General features: G+C 69.3%; 3 protein-coding genes and 1 pseudogene. 2 read left to right on the top strand and 2 right to left on the bottom strand.

The features are described 5' to 3' along the window. Nucleotides 1-204 (bottom strand): annotated as a pseudogene (locus tag ACRDUX_RS11005) (S9 family peptidase); the annotation flags it as partial. 78 nt (nt 205-282) lie between these two features. Then, nucleotides 283-1,668 carry an MFS transporter gene (locus tag ACRDUX_RS11000; RefSeq protein WP_526413779.1) on the bottom strand — a complete coding sequence of 462 codons (1,386 nt, stop codon included), beginning with the start codon at nt 1,666-1,668 and terminating at the stop codon, nt 283-285. A gap of 18 nt (nt 1,669-1,686) precedes the next feature. Between ACRDUX_RS11000 and ACRDUX_RS10995 the strand changes: the two genes are divergently transcribed. Further along, a complete protein-coding gene (locus tag ACRDUX_RS10995; RefSeq protein ID WP_526413777.1) occupies nt 1,687-2,076 on the top strand; it encodes a winged helix-turn-helix transcriptional regulator in 390 nt (129 codons plus the stop codon). Continuing rightward, nucleotides 2,073-2,478 (top strand): PaaI family thioesterase (locus ACRDUX_RS10990; RefSeq protein ID WP_526413775.1); only part of this gene is annotated, 406 nt, incomplete at its 3' end. The genes ACRDUX_RS10995 and ACRDUX_RS10990, both read left to right, overlap by 4 nt.

Genomic DNA, 2,478 nt, shown 5'->3' with positions numbered 1-2,478 from the left:
CGCCTCCCCCTTGGCCCCACGGGTGAGGCGTCGCGCCGCTCGCTCACCTGCAGCGTCGAGCTCCCACACCGAGGTGACGAACTCGGTGCGCTTCTCGTTGAGCTCGCTGATGGTGGTGACGACGCGCAATCCGTCGGGCGACACGGCCAGGCCGGACACCCGAGGCAGCGCGAGGAAGTCGTCGAGATCGTCGAAGGCCGTCATGACCCCTGCGTAGCACAGCGGCGCCAGCCCGCGTGCAGTTGCCCCGGCCACTCCGTCGCGATGATCAGCTCCGGCGTTCTACGACTCGACGGCGGTGGGCGCCGACACGGCAGGGAGCCGAGGCGATTTCCCCGCGAGCGCGACGCCAGCGGCGCCGATCAGCGAGATCGCGGCCGAGACCAGGATCGCGACGTTCCAACCGGCAGCGAGATCGCCTGCGACGTGCGTCGCGATGACGACGAACAACGTGATGCCGACCGCCGCACCGAAATACCGCGCCGTGTTGTTGGCGCCGCTGCCCATGGCCGCACGATCGGCCTCGACGCTGGCGACGGCCTCGCGGCCGAGCAGCGCGTTGAGCAGACCCGTGGCCACGCCAGCCACCACCAGCGATGGCACCAATCGCCACGGGCTCGACTCGGAATTCAATCCGTAGCCGAGCGCCTGGCCGACCGCCACGATCACCAGGCTCGTGGCGATCGGCGTTGGCCCCTGCAGCGGATGTCGGACGTGGCGCGAGAGGTACGCCGTCGCCACGCTGGTGCCGGACCACGCGACGACCAGAAGACTCGCGGTCCAGAGCCCGGACCCGAGTCCGACTTGGGCCAGCGTCGGGACGAACGACACGGTGGCGGTGACGCCGGAACCGACGGCGAGTGATCCGACGGTCGCGGCACGGAACCGATTGTGCCGAAGCAGCTTCGGTTCGATGAGGGGATCCCGGACGCGCGACTCGGTGACGGCGAAGGCGAGCAGAGCCACCACTCCGGCGGAACCGAGGACCACGGGCATGACCCGAATGCCGCCACGCCCGAGAGTCAGCGCGCACACCAACAGGATCATCGCCGCCGCGAACAGTCCCAGACCCGCCATATCGAGGCGACGCCTATTCGCCGCCCGTGAATTACCGATGCGGGAGATGCTGGGCCACAGGAGAACCAGTGCGATCACTCCGACCGCCAGATATGACTCCCGCCACCGCGCCGCCCCGAGTACCGCCGACAACAGTGCGCCGACGGAGATGCCGACCCCGACGCTGGTCCCCCACACCGCCGTCGCGTGGGTGCGGCGCCGGGCCTCGGGAAAGTCGTTGGCGAGGATCGCAAGTCCGCAGGCCAGCACCGCCGCGCCCCCCAACCCCTCGACGACACGCCCGATGACGAACCCGACGGGTTCCCGTGCGACGAAGCAACCGAGGGCACCAAGGGCGAGCGCCACCAGCCCGGCGACGTAGACGCGCCGCCGCCCCACGTTGTCCCCGACGACGCCCGCCGTCAACAGACCGGCCGCCAGGCCGACGGACATCGAGCTGAGCAGCCACGCCTGAGTTCCGGCTCCGGCCCGAAGGCCCGCCGCCGTGGTCGCGAGAGTCGCCATCGGGGTCACGTAGGTGACCAGGACGAGCGCCGTGCCCGCCGCGACCGGCAGCAGCGATACCGGCTTTAGTTTGATATTCAAACTCACTCCTGGCAGGCTAGCAGGATGTCCATCGTTCCGCTTGCCGCGCTGCCGGGTCGGCCCTGCCCGATCGCCGCGGCGATGGAGGTCGTCGGCGAAAAGTGGGCACTTCTGGTGGTGCGCGAGATTGCCTTGGGCGCAAATCGATTCGGCGACATCGTGGCGGGTACCGGCGCACCCCGCGACCGGATCGCCGCCCGCCTGCGGACCCTCGAGACGGCAGGCGTCATCGCCCGCACGCCGTATCAGGACCGGCCGCGGCGCGACGAATACGGGCTGACCGAATCGGGCCGCGCCCTACTTCCCGTCCTCGATGCCCTGCTGGCGTGGGGCGCAACCCATGCCGTGGCCGTCGACGACCCCCTACGTCCAGCCCGCTACCGCAACTTCGACAGACACCGGGAGACTCCGTGACCACCGAACTCACCGACACCGACGGCACGGGGTGGGGCGAACACCGCTCGAAGATCGTGTCGTGGCACGACCCGGCGCCGACCACGGCCACCGGCCTGTCCATGCCGGGGATCGACTATCTGCACGCCATGATCGACGGCACGCTGCCGCCACCGCCGATCTCCGGGCTGATGGAGTTCACGATGGTCTCTGCAGATCCCGGGCGCGTGGTGTTCACCTGCCAGCCCGACGAATCCGCGTACAACCCGATCGGAATGGTTCACGGTGGGCTGGTGTGCACGCTGCTCGACTCCGTCGTGGGCTGTGCCCTGCACAGCACGCTTCCCCAGGGCAAGGGCTACACGTCGGTAGAGATCAAGGTGAACTACCTCAAGGCCGTTCGCGCCTCGAGTGGACTACTGA

It is taken from the genome of Mycobacterium sp. (genome assembly GCF_050701675.1).
In the GTDB taxonomy this organism is placed as follows: domain Bacteria; phylum Actinomycetota; class Actinomycetes; order Mycobacteriales; family Mycobacteriaceae; genus Mycobacterium.
The sequence above is the reverse complement of the archived record's forward strand: the minus strand, read 5'-3'. Positions and strand labels throughout refer to the sequence as shown.